General features: G+C 67.7%; 21 protein-coding genes. 14 read left to right on the plus strand and 7 right to left on the minus strand.

What is annotated here, in order from left to right:
- The first annotated feature begins 83 nt into the window (after positions 1 to 83).
- Positions 84 to 1,922 (plus strand): heparinase II/III family protein, encoded by a 1,839-nt coding sequence (locus tag DIZ26_RS06380; RefSeq protein ID WP_112238759.1) that lies wholly within the window; start codon positions 84 to 86, stop codon positions 1,920 to 1,922.
- Positions 1,915 to 3,789, plus strand: a complete 1,875-nt coding sequence (locus tag DIZ26_RS06385; RefSeq protein ID WP_112238760.1) for a DUF2264 domain-containing protein — start codon at positions 1,915 to 1,917, stop codon at positions 3,787 to 3,789. Before DIZ26_RS06380 ends, DIZ26_RS06385 begins: the two co-directional genes overlap by 8 nt.
- Here the strand turns inward: DIZ26_RS06385 and DIZ26_RS06390 are convergent.
- Entirely contained in the window at positions 3,786 to 4,877 is a 1,092-nt protein-coding gene (locus tag DIZ26_RS06390) for a LacI family DNA-binding transcriptional regulator (protein ID WP_198675940.1), read from the minus strand. The genes DIZ26_RS06385 and DIZ26_RS06390 overlap by 4 nt on opposite strands.
- A gap of 93 nt (positions 4,878 to 4,970) precedes the next feature.
- Between DIZ26_RS06390 and DIZ26_RS06395 the strand changes: the two genes are divergently transcribed.
- The 9 genes from DIZ26_RS06395 (at position 4,971) to DIZ26_RS06435 (ending at position 13,543) form a co-directional block, all read left to right on the plus strand.
- Entirely contained in the window at positions 4,971 to 5,999 is a 1,029-nt protein-coding gene (locus tag DIZ26_RS06395) for a hydroxyacid dehydrogenase (protein WP_112238761.1), read from the plus strand.
- The gene (locus DIZ26_RS06400) at positions 5,996 to 7,327 is read left to right on the plus strand and encodes an ABC transporter substrate-binding protein (protein WP_232828167.1); all 1,332 of its coding nucleotides are present in this window, start codon (positions 5,996 to 5,998) and stop codon (positions 7,325 to 7,327) included. The genes DIZ26_RS06395 and DIZ26_RS06400 overlap by 4 nt, the downstream gene beginning before the upstream one ends.
- A gap of 3 nt (positions 7,328 to 7,330) precedes the next feature.
- A complete protein-coding gene (locus DIZ26_RS06405; RefSeq protein WP_112238762.1) occupies positions 7,331 to 8,266 on the plus strand; it encodes a carbohydrate ABC transporter permease in 936 nt (311 codons plus the stop codon).
- Positions 8,263 to 9,153: a carbohydrate ABC transporter permease gene (locus tag DIZ26_RS06410; RefSeq protein WP_112238763.1), complete on the plus strand. Its 891-nt coding sequence runs from the start codon at positions 8,263 to 8,265 to the stop codon at positions 9,151 to 9,153. Before DIZ26_RS06405 ends, DIZ26_RS06410 begins: the two co-directional genes overlap by 4 nt.
- Complete coding sequence (locus DIZ26_RS06415; protein ID WP_112238764.1) at positions 9,153 to 9,827, plus strand: hypothetical protein; 675 nt, start codon at positions 9,153 to 9,155, stop codon at positions 9,825 to 9,827. The genes DIZ26_RS06410 and DIZ26_RS06415 overlap by 1 nt, the downstream gene beginning before the upstream one ends.
- A gap of 7 nt (positions 9,828 to 9,834) precedes the next feature.
- Entirely contained in the window at positions 9,835 to 11,769 is a 1,935-nt protein-coding gene (locus DIZ26_RS06420) for a glycoside hydrolase family 43 protein (protein WP_112238765.1), read from the plus strand.
- Positions 11,770 to 11,893: 124 nt separating this feature from the next.
- Positions 11,894 to 12,340, plus strand: a complete 447-nt coding sequence (locus tag DIZ26_RS06425) for an Hsp20/alpha crystallin family protein (RefSeq protein ID WP_112238766.1) — start codon at positions 11,894 to 11,896, stop codon at positions 12,338 to 12,340.
- A gap of 51 nt (positions 12,341 to 12,391) precedes the next feature.
- The gene (locus tag DIZ26_RS06430; protein ID WP_112238767.1) at positions 12,392 to 12,673 is read left to right on the plus strand and encodes a hypothetical protein; all 282 of its coding nucleotides are present in this window, start codon (positions 12,392 to 12,394) and stop codon (positions 12,671 to 12,673) included.
- 183 nt (positions 12,674 to 12,856) lie between these two features.
- Positions 12,857 to 13,543 (plus strand): GAF and ANTAR domain-containing protein, encoded by a 687-nt coding sequence (locus DIZ26_RS06435; protein WP_112238768.1) that lies wholly within the window; start codon positions 12,857 to 12,859, stop codon positions 13,541 to 13,543.
- Positions 13,544 to 13,560: 17 nt separating this feature from the next.
- Here DIZ26_RS06435 and DIZ26_RS06440 read toward each other — a convergent pair whose 3' ends face one another.
- From DIZ26_RS06440 to DIZ26_RS06455, 4 genes are all read right to left on the minus strand, one after another.
- Positions 13,561 to 14,406, minus strand: a complete 846-nt coding sequence (locus tag DIZ26_RS06440) for an endonuclease/exonuclease/phosphatase family protein (RefSeq protein ID WP_112238769.1) — start codon at positions 14,404 to 14,406, stop codon at positions 13,561 to 13,563.
- 57 nt (positions 14,407 to 14,463) lie between these two features.
- Positions 14,464 to 15,183, minus strand: a complete 720-nt coding sequence (locus tag DIZ26_RS06445) for an alpha/beta fold hydrolase (RefSeq protein WP_112238770.1) — start codon at positions 15,181 to 15,183, stop codon at positions 14,464 to 14,466.
- A gap of 89 nt (positions 15,184 to 15,272) precedes the next feature.
- Positions 15,273 to 16,664, minus strand: a complete 1,392-nt coding sequence (locus DIZ26_RS06450) for a sensor histidine kinase (RefSeq protein ID WP_112238771.1) — start codon at positions 16,662 to 16,664, stop codon at positions 15,273 to 15,275.
- Between the two features lie 3 nt (positions 16,665 to 16,667).
- Positions 16,668 to 18,320, minus strand: coding sequence for an FAD-dependent oxidoreductase (locus tag DIZ26_RS06455; RefSeq protein ID WP_112238772.1), 1,653 nt, complete (start codon positions 18,318 to 18,320; stop codon positions 16,668 to 16,670).
- Between the two features lie 276 nt (positions 18,321 to 18,596).
- On the opposite strand from DIZ26_RS06455, the gene DIZ26_RS06460 reads away from it, so the two are divergent.
- The 3 genes from DIZ26_RS06460 to DIZ26_RS06470 are packed head-to-tail and all read left to right on the plus strand — an operon-like array spanning position 18,597 to position 21,733.
- Positions 18,597 to 19,448, plus strand: a complete 852-nt coding sequence (locus DIZ26_RS06460) for an alkaline phosphatase family protein (RefSeq protein WP_198675941.1) — start codon at positions 18,597 to 18,599, stop codon at positions 19,446 to 19,448.
- A gap of 27 nt (positions 19,449 to 19,475) precedes the next feature.
- Complete coding sequence (locus tag DIZ26_RS06465; protein ID WP_232828168.1) at positions 19,476 to 20,750, plus strand: MFS transporter; 1,275 nt, start codon at positions 19,476 to 19,478, stop codon at positions 20,748 to 20,750.
- Positions 20,747 to 21,733 (plus strand): TolB family protein, encoded by a 987-nt coding sequence (locus DIZ26_RS06470; protein WP_198675942.1) that lies wholly within the window; start codon positions 20,747 to 20,749, stop codon positions 21,731 to 21,733. The genes DIZ26_RS06465 and DIZ26_RS06470 overlap by 4 nt, the downstream gene beginning before the upstream one ends.
- Positions 21,734 to 21,739: 6 nt before the next feature.
- On the opposite strand, the gene DIZ26_RS06475 is transcribed toward DIZ26_RS06470, so the two are convergent.
- Entirely contained in the window at positions 21,740 to 22,147 is a 408-nt protein-coding gene (locus DIZ26_RS06475) for a DUF3592 domain-containing protein (protein WP_112238773.1), read from the minus strand.
- Between the two features lie 56 nt (positions 22,148 to 22,203).
- A complete protein-coding gene (locus DIZ26_RS06480; protein ID WP_112238774.1) occupies positions 22,204 to 23,067 on the minus strand; it encodes an alpha/beta fold hydrolase in 864 nt (287 codons plus the stop codon).
- Positions 23,068 to 23,074: the final 7 nt, after the last annotated feature.

Below are 23,074 nucleotides of genomic sequence, written 5' to 3' on the forward strand. Positions count from 1 at the left end.
CAGCCGGCTTCGACTCTGAACGACTGTGATCGATTCTGTTCGGCAACTGGCCGCCAGGCGCCGGTACGCGCGAAGGTGGTCGAATGTCGATCGCGCACCGCTGGCACGCCCTGACTCCTGCGATCCGGTCGGCGGCGCTGGACTCGGCGAGGGACCGCGTCGGTGTACCGGAGCTGAGGGATCGTGCCGTTTGGGATTCGCGGACCGCGTCCGCCCGGGCTGAGATTCTGGCCCGGGCGGACGCGGATCGCGGCAAGCCGTGGCCGCACACGTTGCTCTCCGACTTCGCCCGCTACTGGCGTGACGGAGTGCGTACGGCGTACGAGGGGCCGGCGGGGGAGTTGCGGCAGCGGACGAGCACAGCTGTCCTCGCCGCGGTGCTGACTGCGGATGAGCAGTACGTCGACGAAGCGGCGGACGGATTGTTGTTGCTGTGCGAGCAGACGACCTGGTGCTGGGCCGCGCACGAGTCGTTCGCGACGGGACGGCAAGAGGTGGTCGCAGACCCGGCGCAGCCGTATCTGGATCTAGGCGCGGCCGAGACCGTGGAGATCCTCGCCTGGGCCGACCTCGTCCTCGGACCGGCACTGGACGAGCGCGTCCCGGGCCTGCGGCGGCGGTTACGCGAGGAGGCACGCCGTCGCGTACTCCGGCCCTTCGTCGATGACCGCCGCTGGCACTGGCTCGGCCTCGACGGTCACCTGCACAACTGGAATCCGTGGATCCACGGGCACATCCTCGCGGCCGCCCTCTTCCTCGAGACCGACCCGGTCGCTCGCGCGCAGGTGGTGGATCTGGTTGTCGACGGCCTCGATCGCTACCTTCGCGCCCTCCCGGCGGACGGCGGCTGCGACGAAGGCTATGCCTATTGGTGGAACGGGCCCGCCCGCCTGGCGAGCGCGCTGGAGTTGCTCGATCGCGTGACGCAGGGCGGCTTCGATCCGTGGCACTGTGACCCGCTCCCGGAGGTTGCCCGGTATCCCCAGCGGATGGCGCTGGGCGATGACTGGTACGTGAACGTAGGGGACGGTCCGGCAAGACCGAGCCCGCAGCAACCTTGGGACGTCCTGCACCGCTGGGGCCGCAGAAGCGGGGATGCTGCCGTCGTGGCCCAAGCAGTTGCCCATGGCAAGCGCCTGCCGGCGTTCGGTCTCGGCCGCGCACTACTCGCCCTCGCCGACGACGAATGGTGGCAGGCGGAACCCGGACCGCTGCCGTTGCCGCGATGGAGTTGGCTCCCCGACGTGCAGTTGCTGGTCACCCGGCAGTACGACGGCTCCGCCGAAGGCTGGGCGCTTGCGGTCAAGGGCGGTCACAACGACGAGAACCACAACCACAACGACGTGGGCACGGTCATTGCGGCGCTCGACGCGACGCCGGTGCTGATAGACCTCGGTCAGCCGACCTACACGGCGATCTCGTTCTCCGACCGTCGCTACGAGCAGTGGGTGGTCCGCAGCGAGTGGCACAACGTGCCCGTTGTCGACGGCAAGCAACAGGAGCCGGGCCGGCAATGGCGCGCCACCGACTTCGCCGTACGCGGGGACGCCGGTGCCGAGGTGGACCTCTCGGACGCCTATCCGACCGGACAGCTCCGCAGGGTGGCGACGCTCGACCGCGGCGAAGGATCCGTTCGGATCGTGGATTCCTGGGCAGCCGAAACCGAGCTCACCGAGCACTTCGTGATCGCCGGGCGACCCGTGAGCCACGAGGCCGGCCGGTTGGTGATCGAGACGCTGAGCGGTGGTCTGGCCGAGCTGGGATGGGAAGCTGGTCTCGGGACCGGGCTGCTGGAGACGCAGGCGGTCGACGACGACCTGCTGACGGACGTCTGGGGCCCGGCTGTTCATCGCTTGATCATCGACGTCGGCGCAGACCGGCGGACCTTCGAACTGACCCTGACGAGGAGTACCCGTGACTGACACCGGCCTGACCCGCGAGGCCTGGGGCGGGATCGCCGACCGGCTGCTGCTCTCGATGCGCACCTTTGCCTCAGCTGATCACGCCCGGATCGACCTGCCCGGACCGAACAGTGCCTACGGGCCGGACAGCGATTCGCTGGAGGCGTTCGCCCGATCCTTCCTGCTGATGGCGATCCGGTTGAAAGGTGACGACGGCAACGATCCGCACCACCTGGCCGCGTGGTACGCCGACGGTCTACGGGCCGGCACGGATCCCGCGTCGCCGCACGCCTGGCCGCGCCCGGACCAGCTCGGGCAGGCCAAGGTGGAGGCCTGCTCGATCGCGCTCGGGCTGCACCTGTGCCGGCCCTGGTTGTGGGACCGGCTGGATGACACCGACCGGGAGAAGATCGTCGCCTGGTTGGGGACCGTGGTCGGTTCGCAGTACCCGCCGATCAACTGGGTCTGGTTCCAGATCGTGGTCGAGACGTTCCTCAAATCGGTCGGCGGCCCGTGGTCGTCGGCGGACATCGCGAGCGGACTCGCCGTGCACGAGTCGCTGTACCGCGGCGACGGCTGGTACGCCGACGGGCCGGAGCGCGCGTTCGACCACTACAACGGCTGGGCGCTCCACGTCTATCCGTTGCTCTGGGCATCGATGGACCCGGACCTGTGCGACCCGGCGTTGGAGAAGGCCTGGCGGGACAGGCTTTCCGCGTTCCTGTCGACCGCGGCGCACCTGGTCGGCGGTAACGGATCGCCGCTGGTCCAAGGCCGGAGTCTGACTTACCGCTTCGCCGCGGCCGCGCCGTTCTGGATGGGCGCGATCACCGGCGCCACCGACCTCACACCCGGCGTACTGCGTCGGGCCACTTCCGGCATACTCAGCCACTTCCTCAACCGCGGCGTCCCGGACCAGCGGGGCCTACTCAACCTCGGCTGGTACGCCGAATGGCCGGCCATCGCGCAGTCGTACTCCGGCTTCGGCTCGCCGTACTGGGCCGTGAAAGGCATGCTGGGCCTGATGTTGCCGGCGGACCACCCGGTCTGGACAGCACCCGAGGAACCGTTGCCGGTCGAGCGTTCCGACTTCACCCTCGGTCTCCCCGAGCCCGGCTGGATCGTCAGCGGGACGCGCGCCGACGGGATCGTGAGAGTCGTCAATCATGGCACCGACCACTCGGTGGCCAGGGACGAACGGGCCGACTCGCCGCTGTATGCCCGGCTCGGCTACTCGACCCACACGATGCCGCCGATGGCGAAGCCGTTCTGGGCACAGCCACTCGAGAACAGCATCGGCCTGATTCACCCTGAGCTCGGGCTGTCGCATCGCAACGGGTTCGTGGGTGTGAGCCCGAACGTCTCGATGGCGTCCACGCATTGGGTGCGGACGGACGAGGACCAAGGGCCGGAACACGGTTCGGGTCGCGGGGGAGGAGTGGTCGCAGGGCCGCGGGTCGCGATGGGGTCGCTGCTGCGCGGAAGCCACGAGGTCCGCGCCGCACTGATCGAAACCGAGGCCGAGGTGGGGCCGGATCATGTCCTCGAGCTGTCAGGCTGGCCGTTGTCCGCCGACGACCCGCCGACGGGGGAGTCGCTCGACCATCGCGCCGAGGTGCGGGCTGGCGAGCTGGTCTCGTCCGTCGAAGGACGGTCCGGTTTCGAGGTCGCAGATCTGCGGCGGGCGGAGAAGTCGAGTGCCCTGGGCAACCACACTGCTGTTCCCCTGTTGTGTGGGCCGGCCACAGCCGGAAAGGTTTTTGTTGCCCTCATCACCTTTTCGGGCGGTGGGTCCGAACCTCTTCCACGGCTCCGCATCGACGGCCGGCAGATCGAGGTCACCTGGTCAGACGGCGGCTCGGAATCCTTGTCCCTGGACGTTTTCTAGCCCGTCCGAGGCATCGTCGAGTCCCGGATGATCAACTCCGGGATGATCAGGATCCGCTGGGCCGGCCGGCGCCGGCCCTCGGTGAGCCGGGCGACCATCTGTTCCACCGCGGTCCGGCCGACCATCGGTTTCGGCGGCCGGATCGCGGTCATCGCCGGCTCCGCGAGATGCGCGATCTCGTCGTCATAGGCAACGATCGCCAGCTCTTCGGGGATCCGGATGCCCTGCTCCGCGCAGTACTGGGCGACTGCCATCGCGTCCGGGTCCGAATGGATCACCAGGGCCGTGATACCCGCCGTACGGCAGCGGTCGAACAGCTGGGCGATGATGTCGCGATGGCCCGGCTGGTCCATGTTCACGGACTCGCGGATGACCAGATCGGCGGGGATGCCGAGGTCCGTGCAGACCACGTCCCAGCCGGCTGCCAGGTGGGCCGAGGTCGGGCTGCCCTTCGACAGCAGCAGGCCGAGATTGCGGTGCCCCTGGTCGTACAGGTGCCGCACGGCGACCTCGACACCGAGCGCATGATCGCTGCGGACCCACTCGACCTGGTACTTCGTCCGCGTCCAGCGCGGCGGCTGCCGCTCCACCAGGATCACCGGCACCGGCAGCTGACCGATCCAGTCGATCATCTCGGCGACGTCACCCTCCAGGCTGGGCGCCAGCAACAGCCCCTGCACCTGTTGGGCTTCGATCAGCCGGGTGATCTGGCGACGGTCCTCGGCCCAGTCGTACGTCGATCCGCGGAGCTGGATCGCCACGCCCAGCGCGGCCGCAGCTGATCGCGCCCCGCCGACGATCGGCGGCCAGTAGTAGTCCAGCGAGGGGACCACCATCCCGATGGTGAACCGGGGGGAGGCCGGGCCCCGGCGGCGCGCGGGTGGTGCCAGATCGGTCGGCAGCGTCGCGCCGCCGTGAACCTTGGTGAGCAGGTTCTGGGCGGCCAGCGCGGCGATGTCGCGCCGGATCGTCAGCTCGCTGACGCCGAGCAGGTCGGCCAGCTCCTTGACCCGGACGGCCCCCGCGCGCCGGAGCTCGTCCATCACCCGTTCATGGCGCTGCAGGCCGAACAGCCGGTCGTCCGACACGGGCACCAACCTCCGATGTTCGAGTCTGTACGTTTGCGAACGATCACGGACGAGCCGTAGATGATGTGATCGCTGTGGTCATCTCATGTTCACATGACCGCAACGGTAACCGCTTGCCGCAGTGAAGCGCTGCTGGTGATGAACCGCGAGGCGTTCGACGCCCACTTCGACCAGGCCAGGCTCGACCAGCTCGCGTCGCTGGTAGCGCTGCCCGAACCGATCTGGACGGACGAGCTCGACTCGGCGGCAGCGCGCGCCCGGCTCGAGACGGCCGACCTGCTCGTCACCTCGTGGGGCGTACCCCGGCTGACGGCGGACCGGCTCGCCTCGGCGCCGCGGCTCAAGGCCGTCTTCCACGCGGCGGGCAGCGTCCGTTCCCTCGCGGACAGCGTGCTCTGGTCGCGCGACATCGTCGTGACCAGCGGCGCCGACGCCAACGCCGTCCCGGTCGCGGAGTACACGCTGGCGGCGATCATCTTCGCCGGCAAGAAGGCACCGTTCCTGGCAGCCGATGCCGGTACGGCGTACCGGGGCTGGAGCCAGCTGCAAGGCTTCGGGGACCTGTCGAACTTCCGTCGCACGATCGGTGTCGTCGGCTTCTCCCGGATCGGCCGCCGGGTCGTCGACCTGCTCCGGACCCTCGACGGCTCCACCGTGCTGGTCGCCGATCCGTACGCCGATCCGGTCGAGGTGCAAGCGGCTGGTGCCGAGCTGGTCGAGCTCGACGAGCTGCTACCCCGGGTCGACGTGCTGTCCCTGCACGCGCCCGCTCTGCCGAGCACGCACCACATGATCGGCGCGGCCGAGCTTGCTCAGCTGCCCGACCACGCCACGGTGATCAACACGGCGCGGGGGAGCCTGATCGACTCAGCCGCCCTGGCAGCCGAGTGCCGGACTGGGCGGCTGTTCGCGATCCTCGACGTCACCGATCCCGAACCGCTGCCGGCCGACTCGCCGCTGCGCTCGGTCCACAACGTCATGGTGACCCCGCACATCGCCGGCTCCCTCGGCACCGAGATCCATCGGCTGACCGACCACGTGCTCGCCGAGCTCACCCGCTGGCTGGCCGGCGAACCGCTCCGGAGCCGGATCACCGCCGACATCTTCCCCCTCACTGCTTGAACCGTTCGAACCGCCTGACCGCCACCTACGCCGTACCGAAGTCCAAGGAGAACGTCGTGAAGCGACACCTCGTCACCACCATCGCCGGCGCCGCCGCGCTGGCCCTGCTCACCGCCTGCGGAGGTGGCTCCTCCGGGCAGGCCGCCGCCGACGGGCCGCAGACCATCAAGGTCGCGCTCTGGAACTACGCCACCACCCCGGAGTTCAAGGCGATCATCGACGGCTTCCAGCAGGCCAACCCGCAGATCAAGGTCGAGCCGGTCGACATCCTGGCCGACGACTACCAGCAGAAGGTGACCACGATGCTGGCCGGTGGCGACACCACCGACGTACTGACGATGAAGAACGTCATCGACTACGCCCGTTACGGTACCCGCGGTCAGCTGCTGCCGATGACGGATCAGGCCAAGGCGCTGGACCCGGCGAAGTACTCCGGACTGAAGTCCTACGAGCTCGAGGGCAAGTACTTCGCGCTGCCCTATCGCCAGGACTTCTGGGTGCTCTACTACAACAAGACCCTGCTCAAGCAGGCCGGCGTACCGGAGTCCAAGCTGCAGAATCTGACCTGGGCCGACTATGCCACGTTGGCGAAGAGTCTCACCAAGGGCGACGGCCAGGCCAAGGTGTACGGCACGTACCAGCACACCTGGCGCTCGGTCGTCCAGGCCACCGCGGCAGCTCAGAGCGGCGGTGATCTGCTCGGCGGGAACTACGGCTTCTTCAAGGACCAGTACGCGATGACACTGGACCTGCAGAAGAGCGGCGCGCTGTTGCCGTGGGCAACTGCCAAGAGCCAGAAGGTCAGCTACAACACGATGTTCTCCACCGGCAAAGCCGCCCTGATGCCGATGGGGACCTGGTATGCCGCGACGCTGCTGGCCGACACGAAGGCGGGCAAGACCAAGGTCGACTGGGGGATGGCGCCGCTGCCGCAGCGGGCCGCGGACGGCAAGACGACCACCTTCGGTTCGCCGACCGCGTTCGCGGTGAACAAGAACTCCAAGCACGCCGACGCCGCGAAGAAGTTCGTCGAATGGGCCTCCGGCGAGGCCGGCGCGACCGCGGTCGCGAAGGCGGGCGTGACGCCGTCGCTGCAGACCCAGGCGATCCTGGACACCTACTTCGGCCTGCCGGGCGTGCCCGGCGACGCGCTGGCCAAGAAGGCGTTCAAGCCCGACACCGTGGTGCTGGAGATGCCGGTCGGTGACAAGTCCTCCGACGTCGACCAGATCCTGACCGAGGAGCACGAACTGATCATGACCGGGCAGAAGTCGCTGGACGACGGCCTGGGCGAGATGTCCAAGCGGGTCAAGAACGAGGTCGGCTGAGCAATGACCACCCCCGTGTCCGCCCCTGCGTCCGGGCCGGTAGCGGCCGCCGTGTCCGCGCCGCGGCGGCCCCGGCGCCGCAGCCGGACCTGGGTCGGCTGGAGCTTCATCCTGCCGAACTTCATCGGCTTCGCCGCACTGACGCTGGTGCCGGTGATCGCCTCGCTTGCGTTGTCCTTCCTGGACTGGGATTCCTACAGCACGCCCCGCTGGGTCGGGCTGGCCAACTTCCAGCGGATGATCCACAACGACACTTTCTGGACCGCACTGAAGAACACCGCGTACTACGCCGTCGGGCACGTGCCCCTGACGTTGTGCGCCGCCCTCGGCTTCGCAGTACTGCTCAATCAGAAGCTGAAGGCGGTGCGGTTCTTCCGGACCGCGTTGTTCTTTCCCTACATCACTTCGCTGGTCGCGGTGGCGGTGGTGTGGAACATGTTGCTCAGCCCGGACCAGGGCCCGGTGAACCAGTTCCTGCGGGCGGTCGGCATCGACCACCCGCCGGGCTGGACCACCTCGACCACCTGGGCGATGCCCGCGGTGATCGTGGCCAGCGTGTGGCGGGACCTCGGCTACTACATGATCCTGTACCTCGCCGGGCTGCAGACGATCCCGGCCGAGCTGTACGAGGCGGCCGAGGTGGACGGGGCGAGCGGCTGGCAGCGGTTCCGGTACATCACTGTGCCGTCGCTGCGGCCGACCACCTTCTTCGTGCTGATCATGCTGACCATCTCCAGTTTCAAGGTGTTCGATCTGATTCAGGTGATGACCGAGGGCGGCCCCGGCCGCGCGACGCTGGTGCTCTCGCAGGTGATCTACCGCGAGGGCATCGTCCAGGGCCGGTTCGGCTACTCGTCGGCGGTGTCGATGGTGCTGTTCGTCATCGTGCTGACGATCACCGTGATCCAGTTCCGGTTGCAGCGAAGGAGCGAGCGATGACCTTGACGATCTCACCCCCGGCGAGGCCGGAGACTCCGGTCACCGAGCCACCGCGCCCCCTTCGCCGGCAGGGGTTCTCGGTACGCCGTACGCTCGCCTACCTGCTGCTCGGGCTGCTCTCGGTGGCGGTCCTGGTGCCGTTCGCCTGGATGGTCTCGTCGTCGCTGAAGCTCGACGCGGACGTCTTCAGCGTGCCGGTCCGGTGGATCCCCACCGAGTTCCACTGGCAGAACTTCACCTCGATCTGGTCGCGGATCCCGCTGCTCACGTATCTGCGTAACTCGGTGTTCCTCAGTCTCACGATCACCGCGTTGCAGGTACTGACGGGCAGCTTCGCGGCGTACGGGTTCGCGAAGGTGCGGTTCCCCGGCCGGGACGCGTTGTTCCTCGCCTACATCGCGACGATCGCGGTGCCGTGGCAGGCGTACATGGTTCCGCAGTACGTGATCATGCAGAAGGCCGGGCTGGTGAACACGCACCTGTCGTTGATCCTGCTGCAGGCGTTCAGCGCCTTCGGTGTGTTCCTGATGCGGCAGTACTACCTGACCATTCCCGACGAGCTGAGCGAGGCGGCGCGGCTGGACGGGCTGAGCGAGTACGGCATCTGGGCCCGGATCATCCTGCCGTTGTCGAAGCCGGCGCTGGCGAGCCTCGCGCTGCTCACGTTCGTCAACACGTGGAACGACTACATGGGACCGTTCATCTACCTGACCGACAACAACCTGTGGACGATCCAGCTGGGACTGCGCTCGTTCGTCGGGCTGTACGACGCGGAGTACGCGATGATCATGACCGGCTCGGTGCTGTCCGTGCTGCCGATCCTGGTGATCTTCCTGCTCGGCCAAAAGTACTTCGTGCAGGGCATCGCGACGAGCGGGATGAAGTGATGGCCTCGCCGTTGTCGCGGGTGAACGTCCGCGCGGACGCGTGGGAGTTGCTCTGGTCGTTCGCGCATCGGGTGCTGGCAGTCAATCTCGTGCTGGCCGTGGCCGGGTTGCCGTTGATGCTGGCGCTCGGTGCTGTCGACGCACCGTTGCGATACCCCTTGTTCTTCGGTCTGCTCGCCCTTCCGCTCGGCCCGGCCGCGGCAGGGGCCTTCGCGTACTTCGCCCTCGACGACCCGCGTCCTCCTGTGAGTGCGCTGCTCCGCCTCGTCTTGTCGTTCAGCCGGCGCGCGCTCGCCGTCACCTCCATCACGGCGGGTCTGACGGGCGTGTTGCTTTCGGATCTGAAGATGCTGAACGGCCGCCTGCCAGGTGCAGCCGTAGTACCGCTGCTGGTGGTACTGCTGGTGCTTGTCCTCACCACTTCCCTTACTGCGTTGGTGCTTGTGGCCGCCAGGCCAGACCTGAGGCTCGGCGCACTGCTGCGCCTCGCCGTCTACACCGGCGTACGGGGCTGGCCCCTCAGTCTATTGTCGCTCGGCGTCCTGGCACTGGCCCTCGTCATCGTCAGTCAGGTCCCGTTGGCCGGCCTCGCTGTCGTGCCTGGTTGCGCCTTGTGGGTCGTCGCCACGAACAGTTCTTTTCAGCTTCGCCACATCTCCGCACCGCCCAGTTAGGAGAACGATGAATCTGTCCAGATCGCTTCGCGGCGTGGCCTTGGTGAGCGCTGCCCTCGCAGTGCTCGGCCTGGTCACGGCGCCGGCCAGTTCCGCTTCGGAGAAATACAGTTCGTTCCGCCCTGGCCTCGAATGGCGCGACACCGACGGCCAGATCATCCAGGCCCATGGCGGACAGGTCGTACCGGCGACCGACGAGAACGGCCGGCGGATCTGGTACTGGTACGGCGAGGACCGCAGCAACGGGTACTACGACAGCCCGGGGGTGCACGTCTACTCCTCGTACGACCTCTACAACTGGAAGAACGACGGGCTCGCGCTGCGCACGATGAGCTCGCCGGAACAGTTCGACGACAAGTACTTCGGCAAGCTCTACAAGAACTACACCGCCGCGCAGAAGGAGGTCGTCTGGCGGGACCTGTCGACCAACAGCGTCCGGACCGACGGCTGGGCGAAACCGTCGATCCTCGAGCGGCCGAAGGTGATCTACAACAAGGCGACCGGCAAGTGGATCATGTGGGTGCACTCCGACGGACCCTCGTCGCCGACCAGCGCGTCGACGTACGCGCGAGGCGAGGCGGGCGTGGCGATCGCGAACTCGCCGAAAGGCCCGTTCCGCTGGGTCGACTCGTATCGGCTGAACCATGTGCCCACAGACTCCGTGCCCTGGTGCGGCACCGGCTCCTCGTTCGACCCGGCCGGCGGGATGGCCCGGGACATGAACCTGTTCGTGGACGACGACGGTACGGCGTACATCATCTACGCGTCCGAAGAGAACCGGACGATGTACATCTCCAAGCTCAACCACGACTACACCTATCTGTCCGCGCGGCCCGAGAATGCCGTGCAGGGCAAGGACTTCGTCCGAACGCTGGCCTGCAACCAGCGGGAGGCGCCGGCGATGTTCAAGTCCGAGGGCCGCTACTACCTGATCACCTCGGGCGCTACCGGCTGGGACGCGAACCCGGCGAAGTACGCGACATCCGACAACATCCTCGGCCAGTTCACCGATCAGGGCAGTCCGATCAGCGGACCCGGCGCGGCGAACACGTTCAGCTCGCAGAGCACGGCCGTGATTCCCTACGACCAGCAGCAGAACAAGTTCGTGTTCATGGGGGACCGGTGGACGCCGGACTCGCTGGCGACCGCGCCGTACGTCTGGATGCCGATGAAGTTCGGCGAGGGCGGCAGTCTGTCGATCGGTCCCGACCAGGAGTGGCGGCTCGGCGACCTCCCGGCGTACCGGCGGTGGACGGTCGACACGCACCTCCCGGACCACGTGGCGCTCGGCGACACGAGCACGCTGCCGACCAGCGTGAGCGTGAAGACGGGCTCGCTGTCGAAGCAGTTGGCCGTGACCTGGGACGCTTCGACCGTTGCCCGTCCAGGACCGGCGAACGTCCGCGGGACGCTGGCGGACGGACGGACGTTCACCCGCCCGATCGTCGTAGTACCGCAGGGGTTGCGGTACGCCGTCAATGCCGGTGGCGTGGCGACCACCGACTGGCAGACCTTGACCAAGGCGGCCGGGCCGCTGTTGAACTCGAACCCTGAGCAGCCGCTCGGGCTGGATCCGGCCACTGGGAAGACCTGGGGCTACACCGGCGCGAGTGCGCCTGCCGGTCCGGCGAACGGCGATCTCTACAGCACGCTGCGGTACGCCAAGAACCACGAGCCACTCGTCTACACCTTCGAAGGACTCGAGCCGGGGACCTACACCGTGCACGCCGGCTATTTCGATCCGTGGCCGTGGGCGAACCGTGCTGCCCAGGTGACGATCGACGGCTCGGTCGTCGACCAGCAACGCCTCTTCACCGGGAGCAACGACGCTGCGGCCTACAGCAACGTACCGGTCGGCGCAGACGGCAAGATCACCGTCACGATCGCCCCGACCCGCTCACCGGACATCCAGGTCAGCTGGCTGATGGTCGCCCGCGGCTGAACGGCGGCAAGCACAGTTGTCAGCGATTGGATGACGGAGATACTTGTCATCGTTCGGATGACTTGCTATAAGGGAAGTGCGTGTTGACACCACCGTGGAATCGACTTCAGGAGGTGTAAGGACGATGTTGATGCGCACTGACCCGTTCCGTGAGTTCGACCGGCTGGCCCAGCAGTTCCTCGGCGGTCAGGCTACGGGCACGTGGTCGAGGCCGACCCCGATGCCGATGGACGCCTACCGTCAGGGCGACGAATACGTCGTCTCCTTCGATCTGCCCGGTATCTCGCCGGATGCCATCGAGCTCGATGTCGAACGCAACGTCCTCACGGTGAAGGCCGAACGCCGGCCGCTCGAACTCGGCGACGAAGTCGAGGTCCAGGTCGCCGAACGGCCGCTGGGGGCGTTCTCGCGGCAACTGTTCCTCGGTGACTCCCTCGACGCCGACAACATCCAGGCCAACTACGAGGCCGGCGTGCTGACCTTGAAGATCCCGGTCGCCGAGCAGGCCAAACCGCGCAAGATCTCGATCACCGCGAACGACAGCGGTGACCGCAAGCAGATCAACGCCTGACGAGCCGTCCCCGGCCGCGGGACAGAGCCATCTTGTTGGTGGGTGAGATCGATGACGGCAGTGCAGCGGCGGACGCCCGTCGACGAGGTCTTCCTCGACCTCGTGCTCGACGACAGCGACCTGCTGCGCGCCGAGTTCGACGCCTTGATCACCGCCAGCTGGGAGACACCGTGCCAGCCGCCCCGGCGCAAGCTCTGTCCTCCGGCCGGCGGCTGGGGTGCGCCACCACCGGGCACCCGCTCGGAGCATGACGGTTTCCGGCCGGCGGGCACGTCCCCGACGCGTCCGCCGCAGGGCCGGCAGCGCGGTCCTCCGCGCGCGCACCTGGATTGACCGAATCGGAGGAGGTGAGGAGATCCGACAACTTCGATGCCTTTGACCAGGTGATGCGGCCGCTCGCTGGACACACCCTCGAACAGCGGCGACCACCACCTCCGTGCGCCGCTCGTCCTTCCTAGGACACCTCAACGCGCGAGCCGCCGCATCACCGCTGGTCCTCCCGAGGGGAGCAGCGAGATGGAACTACCTGAGTTTGCTGATCTGATGACGACGGTCGCCGAGTCGTTGCGTCAGTCGGACGACCTCGACGGCACTCTTGCGCTGATCACCGCCAGCGTGGTGGAGACCATCGCCGGGGTGACCCACGCCAGCATCTCGGTGACGAGCAAGAACGGCACGATCCAGACCCTGGCTCCCACGGACGAGGTGGCTCACCTCGCCGACCAGACGCAGTACGAACTACATGAAGGCCCGTGTGTCGAGGCCGCGCTGAACGCCGAGCTCGTGCAGGTCGACGAGCTGGGGAGCGACTCGCGGTGGCCGCAGTACGGGCCGAGGGCCGCCGAACTCGGGCTGCGGTCCCAGCTGTCGTTCCAGTTCCGCGCCGAGCCGAATGTCCGCGGCGCGCTGAACCTGTACGCCGACGAGCCGGCCGCCTTCGGACCGGAGGACCGCTACATCGGCGCGATGTTCGCCAACTGCGTGGCGGTGCTGCTCGGCTGGAACAGGCAGGGCGTCAGTTTGTCCCGCGCTCTCGAGAGCAGAGGCCAGATCGGGACGGCGGTCGGGATCCTGATGGAGCGGTACCGGCTCGATCAGCACCGCGCGTTCGCGTTCCTGGTGCGCTCTTCCCAGACCGAGAACGTCAAACTCCGCGAGGTCGCCGCCGCCATCGTCACCCAAACCGCTGCCAAAGCGGCCTGACGCGAAGTACGACTTCCTCAGGGTCGGTCCCAGGCGCCGACCTGACGGGCCGGACGCACCAGCTCGGCGAACAGCCCGAAGTGGTCGCTGACCCAGACACCGTCCACGGGTTCGTCGAACACGATGCGGCAGGCGCGAACGTCGAGCAGCGGTCCGTGGATGCCGGAGCGGACCATGATGTAGTCGATCCGGCGCCCGCGCTCGCGTTTCATTTCCCCTTCCAGTACGAGTGGATTCCTCGGACTGAAGGTATGGCCCGGTTCGTCGCCGTGCAGACTTTCCCACGCGTCCTCGTAGCGCACACTCAGCTCGTCGAGCGACTGGCGACCCGTCCAGAACCGGATACTGGCGGCTTGGGTGTCCGCGTCGAAATCGCCGAGCAGCACGACCGGCAGATCGTCCCGGCCGCCGACCAGGTCCTCGATCCAGCGTGCGGCGGTGACGGCCTGACGCTCCCGCACATACTCGCCGGTCAGCTGCCAGTTCGGTTTGTGGTGAACGACCACCAGGGTTCCGAGCGGCTCGGGAGCTCGTACTTCGACCGCGATCGCACCCGCCCACGGCAAGCCGACCGAGCCGGGTGCGACCTGCAGATCGAGGCTGTGGACGTCGCCCACAGGCCACCGAGTTGCCAAGCATGCCCCGACCGGGTCGGACGGCTCCGACGGGTGATCGATGATCGTGAAGTCCGGACCCAGAAGCTCACGGGCCTGGTCGAGCTCCTCGGTCCGGGTGACCTCCTGCAGCGCAACGACATCCGGCCGCAACTCCGAGAGTTCGGCTCGAAGCACCTTCTCCCGCCCAGGCCCGTCCGCGTGATCCCGGGACAAGATGTTGTAGGTCAGCACCCGCATCCCGGTCATTCGCCCTCCCGACCAGCCAGTCAACTCCTGTCGAGGCCAGTGGTACCCCGTTGCGCCCTACTGCACGCCGGTCCGGGCCGCGCGGAGGATCAGGTCCGCAACCTCGGCCGGCTGAGAGGCGAACACCGCGTGCGATGCGCCCTCGATGCTGACGACCTCGCCCTTGGCGCGCTCGGCCATGAAGCGATGCGCGGCGAGCGGGATGTTCTTGTCCGCCTCGGCGATCAGGAAGAAGCTCGGGACCGACGCCCAGGCCTGCGGTCCCTCGGCCGGATCGTTGAGCGCGGCGACGGTGATCGGCCGCTGAGTAGCGGCCATCAGCCGGGTGGTCTCCTCCGGTACGTCGGCCGCGAACTGCTGGCGGTACAGCTCCTGCGCGACGTACATGTCCTGATTGCCGTCCGGGAGCGGCACCGGCCGCAACGTCTCGGCGAGTGTGCTGCCCGGGAACTGGCTCGACAGTGCGGCCGCGGATTCGCCGGCCTCGGGTGCGAACGCGGCGACGAACACCAGCGCCTTGACGTTCTCCGCAGCCGCGCCGGCCTTACTGATCACCATTCCACCGTAGGAGTGCCCGACCAGCACGACGGGCCCGTCGATCGTGTCGACCAGCGCCCGCACCTGCGCCGCGTCGTACGCCACCGACCGCAACGGATTCGCAGCCGCGACCACCCGGTGCCCCGCACCCTGCAGCCGGTCGACAACCGGCCCCCACCCACCCGACTCCGCAAACGCCCCATGCACCAACACGATCGTGGGCTTACCGTCCTGCGCCATCACTACCTCCGGGATTCGGTTCCTGTCGCACTCGGTGCCAGTTTTATATCCTAAATAATGAACAAATCCCACCCATCAACCTGAGCGCGTCAGGGGGTGGGTTTTTGGTGGGTGGGGAGGTGGACGTGGAGGGTGGTGTTGCCGGGGGTGGAGGTGACGGTGATGGAGCCGTTGTGGTGTTCGGTGATGATGCGTTGGGCGATGTCGAGGCCGAGGCCGGTTCCTTTGCCGACGTCCTTGGTGGTGTAGAAGGGTTCGAAGGCGCGGGCTGCGACCTCGGGTGACATGCCCTCGCCGGTGTCGGTGATCTCGACGACGATCTCGTTGCCCTCGGCATGCGTGTGGAGGCGCAACGTGCCACTGCCGTTCATCGCGTCGACGGCGTTGTCGATCAGGTTGGTCCAGACCTGGTTGAGCTCGCCGGTATAGGCGTCGATCCGGGGCAGGTCGCCGTACTCGCGGACCACCTCGATCCCGTCGCGGAGTTTGTGTCCGAGGATCACCAGGGTGTTCTCGAGGCCTTGTGTCACGTCGGTGGGCTGCAACGAAGCGCGGTCCATCTGCGAGTACGACCGGACGGCCGCGACCAGGTCGGAGATGCGCCGGGTCGACATCCTCACCTCGGACAGCAACGTCGTCGCGGCGAAGGTGCTCGCCACCCACTCCAACCCTGGTTCGAGGTTGTCCGCATCCAGTACGGCGGCCGCGCGCTCGCACCAGGCGACGTCGACCCCGGCCGCGGCCAGTGGCTGTGCGATCACCCAGTCGCGTTCCACGCCGTGCCGCCCGAGCCAGGTGGCCAGGGCGTTCTCCTGATCGGCGATGTCGAGCGGATCCAGGCCGACCGCGGCCGGCTGAATTTCGCGGCGCAGCTTGTCGAGCGCTGTCAGTTGCGGCGCGGAGATCTCTCCTTGGGCCAGGCGATCGAGCGAGGTGATCAGTGTCTGGCAGACCGCTTCGAGCGCGTCGGCGGCACGCGTCGCGGCGGCCGCGGGATTGTTGAGCTCGTGCGCAAGGCCCGCGGCGAGAGTTCCCAGCGTGACCAGCGATTGGCGTTGCCGCGCAGTCGCCTCGATGGAACGGGCGGTTCCGTAAACCCCGTTGATCAGGTGACTCCCCAAGGGAAACCAGGCGTCGGTGAGCGTACGCAGTACCGGAGCCGGCACCCGTAGTACGCGGCCTTCCTGCACGCCCCGCCCGGACGCGAGATAGACGCCACGCTCGTCCCACGCCCTGAAGCCACCGGCCCAGCGACCCGGTACGTCGAGCCGCCCGACCACCGAGTCCTCGCGGCCGACGTGTCGCGACAACTCGATCGCGCCGTCGATCAGCACCCACCAGTGATCGGCGTGGTCGCCTTCGGTGAACAGCTTCGCCCCGGGCTCGATCAGTACTTCGGAACCTCCGTCGATCAGCTCCTGCAGTTGCTCGTCGGTCAGCCCGGCGAAGAGCCCGAGCCCGCGAAGATCGTCGACTCGCATGGCCTACACCGTCGCCAGATAGCGGTGTACGAGATAGACCGACATGGCGCCCTCGCCGACCGCCGAGGCGACTCGCTTCATCGAGTCGAGTCGTACGTCGCCGGCCGCGAAGACGCCGGGCACACTCGACTCGAGCGCGAAGGGGGCCCTGGGCAACCGCCAGACCTTGTCGTGGGCCAGCAGTTCCTGGCCGGTCACCACGAATCCCTTGGCGTCGCGCAGTACGTCAGGACCGAGCCACTCGGTCCGCGGCGAGGCGCCGACGAAGACGAACAACCAGCTCGCCGGCACCTCTTCGACGCGGCCGGTGTCGCGGTTGGCGATGGTGATCGCTTCGAGGTGCCCGTTCCCGCGGCAGGACGCCACCTCGCTGCGGCATCGCACGTGCACGTTGGGAGTGGCGGCGATCTTGTCGATGAGATACCGCGACATCGTGGCCTCGAGCGAATCGCCCCGCACGATCAGTACGACGTTCTTCGCGTAGCGCGCCAGGTTGAGCGCGGCCTGACCTGCCGAGTTGGCGCCGCCGACGAGGTACACGTCGTCGCCCTGGCACTGGCTCGCATCGCTCGCACTCACGCCGTAGTACACGCCGCGGCCGGTGAGCTCGGCGAGCCCGGCCGCGTCCAGCCGGCGGTAGGAGACCCCGGTGGCCACGATCACCGCGCGGGCCTCGATCTCGCCCGCGCCCTCGACCTGTACGGCGTGCACCGGCCCTCTGGTCTCGAACCCGGTGACCGGGCGGGCGAGCACCATCTCGGCGCCGAACCGCGAGACCTGCGCGACCGCGCGCTGAGCCAGATCCGAGCCGGTCAGGCCTTTGGGGAATCCGAGATAGTTCTCGATCGCCGCGCTCTGCCCGGCCTGCCCACCCGGCGCCTCGCGCTCGACGATGACCGTGCTCAAGCCCTCGGATGCCGCATACACCGCGGCGGCCAGACCCGCGGGTCCACCGCCGACGATGCACACGTCGTACAAGGGCTGCTGCGCAGTGGTTCGCAGGCCCAGTGCACCGGCGAGATCGAGGGTCGACGGCGAGCGAAGGGTGTCGCCGTCGGGGATCAACACCAGCGGCAACTCCGCCGGAACCGCTTCGGCCAACTGTGCGAGCCGCTGAGCCTCGGGATCCCGCTCCACGTCGTACCAGCGGTAGGGGACGTAGTTGCGGGCGAGGAACGTCTTCAGTTCGTGGCTGCGATCGGACCACCGATTGCCGATCACCCGTACGTCGGAAGTGTGGTCCGGATTGGCCTGGCGCCAGTCGTCGAGCAGGTCCTCGACCACCGGGAACAGCCGCTCCTCGGGCGGATCCCAGGGCTTCAGCAGGTAGTAGTCCAGGCCGATGTCGTTGATCGCCTTGATCGCCACGTCGGTGTCGGCGTACGCGGTGAGTAACAGGTACTTCGCGCCGGGTGCGTGCACGCGCGCCTGCTCGAGCAGCTCGATCCCGGTCATCTCCGGCATCCGCTGGTCGGCGGCGATCAGCGCGACCGGCTGGTTGCGCAGCGCGAGTTTCGCCAGCACTGCAAGGGCTTGCGCGCCCGAGCTCGCCCGGACGATCAGATAGTCGTCGCCGTAGCGGTTCCGCAGATCCCGCGAGATCGCGGCGGACACCATGGGATCGTCGTCGACGGTCAGGATGGTGGGTTTGCTCATCTGGTCTTCCCCCCAAGCCCGAGGGTAACCATCCCGACGACCTTCGGCCAGTGGCTGTTGGCCAAGGCATCGATCGGCGAATACGGCTCAGCAATGCCGCCACCCGGTTGGTGTCACACGGTGCGATTGCCCGACTCGGATGAGCGATCGCGCAGTGTTCATCTCCCGCACATCTGCGGTGCTTGCGGCATTCCGTCCGGGGCGGCCGTCGGCTCCGAGGATTGGTCGCTGCCCTGACCGTGCGGTCGGGGTCAGCTCATCGGAGGAGGAGGATCCGTGATTCGACAGCGCATTGCGACCGCGATCGTGACGGTGGCGGCTCTGGTCGGTTCGGCGACGGCCGTCGCCGCCACCCCGCCCACCGCGCAAGCAGCGACCAGCGTGCCGGTCTTCGACCACATCGTGCTGGTGATGTTCGAGAACCACGCGTACTCGCAGCTCAACGGCAGCTCCAGCGCCCCGTACTTCAACAGCCTGGCCGGCCAGGGGGCGAAGTTCACCCAGTCCTACGGTGTCACCCATCCCAGCGAGCCCAACTACCTGGCGATCTTCTCCGGGAAGACCCAGGGCCTCACCGACGACAGCTGTCCGCACACCTACAGCGGCAGCAACCTCGGCAGCCAGTTGATCAGCGCGGGCCGGACCTTCAAGGGGTACTCCGAAGGTCTGCCCTCCGACGGTTACACCGGCTGCTCGAGTGGCGAGTACCGGCGCAAGCACAACGGCTGGGTGAACTTCACCACCGTGCCCTCGACCAGCAACCTCACGTACGGCGACTTCCCGGGCTCCGGCAACTACGCGAGCCTGCCCACCGTGGCGTTCGTCAGCCCGAACATGTGCAACGACATGCACGACTGCTCGATCGGCACCGGTGACACCTGGCTGAAGAACAACCTGGACGCGTACGCGCAATGGGCCAAGACGCACAACAGTCTGCTCATCGTCACCTTCGACGAGGACAACGGCAGTTCGTCGAACCACATCTTCACCACGTTCGTCGGTGCGCACACGCAGGTCGGTTCCTTCTCGAACCAGATCAACCACTACAACGTCCTGAGCACGATCGAAAGCGCCTACGGGCTCTCGCAACTGAACTCGGCGCCGGCCGTCACCAACGTCTGGAACTGACCGCCCTCGCCCATCGGAGGTCGCACCGTGTACCTGTCCACGATCGACCAGCCGCACGCCGGCGACGAAACCTCGAAGCCGCTCCGCAGGCGTGCACTGCTGATGCTGAGCGGTAACGTCTTCGCACTCGGCACGGTCAGCCTGGTCACTGACATCTCCTCCGAGATGGTGACCGCCGTACTGCCGGTCTACCTGGTGCTCGGTCTGCATCTGAGCCCAGCGGCGTACGGCGTGATCGATGGCATGTACACCGGTGCGACCGCCGTACTGCGGCTGGTCGGTGGCTATCTCGCCGATCGGACCAGCCGCCGCAAGTCCGTCGCAGGATTCGGCTACGCGCTGTCCGCGCTGGCAAAACTCGGGTTGCTTGCTGTAGGCAACAGTGTCGGCGCGATCGGTGCGGTGATCGCCGTCGACAGGACCGGGAAGGGTCTGCGGACAGCGCCACGGGACGCGCTGATCACCTTGTCCACCCCGCCTCGCCTTTACGGCCGGGCGTTCGGAGTCCACCGGATGATGGACACGATCGGCGCGTTCGCCGGGCCGCTGGTGGCGCTGGGCATCCTGGCCGCCACCGCGCAGGCGTACGACGCGGTGTTCGTCGCGAGCTTCTGCATCGCCGCGTTCGGCGTACTGGTGCTGGTCCTGTTCGTCCGGGACCGGCGTGGCGCGCAGCCGTCCAAGGGTGTCGTCACGTTGTCCGCGGCGAGTGCCCTGCTGCGCGCGGCGCCGGTACGCCGGCTGGTGCTGGCGGCGGCCCTGGCCGGCCTAGCGACCATCGGCGACGGCTTCGTCTATCTGCTGCTGCAGCGACGCGAACAGCTGAGCATCGGCTGGTTCCCTTTACTTGCCGTAGGCACCAATTTGTCCTACCTGGTGTTCGCCGTGCCGTTGGGCGTGCTGGCCGACAAGATCGGCCGACTCAAGGTCGTCCTCGGCGGCTACACCACTCTTGTGCTGGTCTACCTTCTACTGTTCGGCCCGCTCGACGGAATTTCGCTGCTCGCGGTGGTCCTCGTGCTCTACGGTCTCTTCTACGCAGCGACGGACGGCGTACTGATCGCACTCGCTGGTCCCGTGTTGCCGACCGCGGTGCGTACTACGGGAATCGCGCTGATCCAGACTGCACAGGCGCTGTCCTACCTGATCTCGTCGATACTGTTCGGGCTGGCCTGGACCGTGTGGGGGCCGGCCGGAGCGACCCGCATCGCGGCGGCCCTGGTCGTCTTGGCAGTGCTCGTCGTGGCGCTGCTGCTCCGCGGTCTTCCAGCCACGAACGCAGGCAAGGGGGACCAGCAGTGACGCGCCGGGTTCTGGTCGCTCTCCTCGGGGCCCTCTTGCTGACGGTGATCGGTGTCGGCTACGGCGCATTCGCAATGAGGCGTGAGCACAGGCCGGTGGCCGCGGAGACCGAGGAGCTGAGCTTGGCGGGCAGCAGCCCGCGGATCCTGTTCCGCAGTACGGCGGCCGACAGCAGGGGACACCTGGCGCAGGTCGCCAAGGACCGCCCTGATGGACCACGCTCGGTGTCATCGCTGACCTGTCTGCGGGTGTACGCCGCGGGTGGCACCGGAACCTGTCTGCGGCAGGACGGCGCGCTCAGCACCTTCCAAATCGCGATCCTGGACAAGAACCTCGCAGTACGGAAGGCGATCCCGCTGGTCGGCGTGCCCAATCGCACCAGGGTCTCCGCAGACGGGCGGCTGGTCGCCTGGACCGTGTTCGTGGCCGGCGATTCGTACAACCATGGACGCTTCTCCACCCGAGCCGGACTGATCGATCTCGGCAGCGAGGACATGATCGACTCGCTCGAGTTCCTCTCGGTGACCCTCGACGACCATCCCTATCGGGCCGCCGACCTCAACTTCTGGGGCATCACGTTCACTGCCGACGACGATCACTTCTACGCCACCATGTCCACCGCGGGCCATCGGTATCTGGTGCAAGGTGACATCGCCGCCAAGACGGTCCGCACCATCGCACGGAATGTGGAATGCCCGTCACTGTCGCCCGACGGCAAGCGCATCGCGTTCAAGTCGGCCATCGACGGCGAGCCGCCAAAGGGCTGGCGCCTGTCCGTCCTCGAGTTGGCCACCGGCGTACGGACTCCGCTGGCCGAGACGCGCAGCGTTGACGACCAGCCATCGTGGCTGGACGAGGACACCATCGGCTACGCCGTTCCACGAGGTAGCAGCGACTCCGACGTCTGGAGCGTCCCGGCCAACGGCACGGGGAGCCCGCGACTCCTGATTCCCCACGCCGAGTCGCCGGCTGCCCTCAACTGACGATGATCAGTGGAAGCGGATGGTGTAGGCCCACCAGGTCAGGAGGGCACAGAGGAGGAGGGTGATGGTGGCGGCGATCAGGCCGCGGGTGACGGTGTCTCGGTCGGCTGCGGCGGGGGAGTAGGGGTCGGCCGGGTCGATCAGCAGGGGGACGCCGCTGCCGAGTTCCAGTTTGCCGATCCAGTTCCGGATGGTGCCCTGGTGCATGGTGCCGTTGAGCTGGTAGCGGACGACCGGGTAGAGCAGAGCGCCGCCGTAGTACGGCCTGCTCTGGGCGTCGTTGTCGATCACTTCGCCGGTGACCCGGATGCCGGTACGCCGGAGTGCGCGCAGGCGCAGCGTCTCACGGGCGCTCCGCCAGACCCAGCGTGCGGACAGCAAGGTGATGAGGATCGACGGCAGGAGCATCAGCACCTCGCCATGCTAAGCCTGCCCGCAGTCCACCGACGTTCCGTACGCCGTTGCTCAGGTCAGGCTCCAGCGAGCCGCGCCACGATGTCGTCGACGTTGTGTATCAAGGACAGATGGCCTTCGCCGGGCACCAGCTGGATGGTCGCGCCCGCGACGTGGTCGCCGAGCCAGCGCCCGTGGCCGCCCGGGACCATTCGGTCCTGGTCGCCCTGCCAGATGGACACCGGCACACCGATGCCGGCCAGGTCGATACCCCACGGGCTGAGGAACGCGAGATCGTCGTCGCGCCAGCCGTCGTACCCGCGGGACACCGCGGCCCGACAGGAGGCGGCCAGGAAATCGGCGAGCCCACCGCGCAGGGCGGCCTGATCGACTTCGGACAACAGGTCTCCGAAGGCCGCGACGATATCGTCGGCCTGGACATCCTTCAGTCCGGCACCCGCTTCGGCGAGGAAGGCCTCCAGCGCGTCCTTGCCGTTGGCCGCTGCTCCGAACTCCACGACGTTGTCTTCGCCCATACCGGCCAGCCAGTCGAGCCCGTCGGCGTCGTACGGCGCTACGCCCGCGACGGTCGCCGCGGCGCGACACCTCTCCGGCAGTAGAGCTGCGCAGGCGAGCGCATGAGGGCCGCCACCCGACCAGCCGAGGGTGACGAACTCGTCGGCACCGAGAGCATCGAGCAGTACGGCGACGTCGCCGGCCACGTCGGCTACCCGGCGCCCCGGCTGCGGGGTGCTGTCGCGGTAGCCCGGCCGACTGTGCGTCACGAAGCGCAGACCGTGCCGGGCGGCCGCTTCGGCGATCGGCGCCAGCGTCATCGCAACGCCTGGCGTGCCGTGATGCATCACCAAGGGCCGGCCGCCGGCCGGTCCCTCGACCACGTATTCGACCACCCGGCCACCATCGACTTCGAGTCGCTCCATGAGCGCA

It is taken from the genome of Kribbella monticola (assembly GCF_003261635.1).
Classification (GTDB): domain Bacteria; phylum Actinomycetota; class Actinomycetes; order Propionibacteriales; family Kribbellaceae; genus Kribbella; species Kribbella monticola.